Annotated in this window: 1 protein-coding gene; it reads right to left on the bottom strand. The window is 55.4% G+C overall.

Annotation, left to right across the window (positions count from 1 at the left end):
* Nucleotides 1-31: 31 nt before the first annotated feature.
* A partial coding sequence (locus J7438_RS27450) for a Maf family protein (RefSeq protein WP_209279169.1) occupies nt 32-514 on the bottom strand: 483 nt, incomplete at its 5' end.

Genomic DNA, 514 nt, shown 5'->3' with positions numbered 1-514 from the left:
GGTCTGCTGTGCAAGACCCGGTGTATCCAGCCTATCTGCCCAAAGGGTAAACCCCTTCATTCATCAGCATGGTGGTCAGGGTGATCAGTGGCAGTCCAACCAGACTGTCAGGATCATCGCCAGCCATTTTCTCGAACAGGGTTATGCCCAGTCCTTCACATTTAAAGCTGCCAGCGCAGTCCAGCGGACTCTCTGCATCTATATAGGTAGCAATCTGCGTGCTGGACAGTGTTCGGAACCAGACGGTGTAGTCCACACAGGTCAGCTGATGCTCTGCTTTGGCCGTGTTCAGCAGGCAAAGTCCGGTGTGGAAAACCACCTGTCTGCCGCTGCAGCGGGAAAGCTGTTGAATGGCTTGTTCCCGGGTTCCGGGTTTGCCCATAATTCTATTGTCCAGTGCGGAGGTTTGGTCGGAGGCAATAATCAGGGTGTCCGGATGCTGGTCGGCCAGTATCAGGGCTTTTTCCCGGGAAAGCCTGATTGCCAGCTCCCTGGCGCTCTCTGTGGGTTCAGG

The sequence above is a fragment of the Thalassotalea sp. G20_0 genome, from assembly GCF_017744175.1.
Taxonomy (GTDB): Bacteria; Pseudomonadota; Gammaproteobacteria; order Pseudomonadales; family Endozoicomonadaceae; genus Endozoicomonas.
The sequence above is the reverse complement of the archived record's forward strand: the minus strand, read 5'-3'. Positions and strand labels throughout refer to the sequence as shown.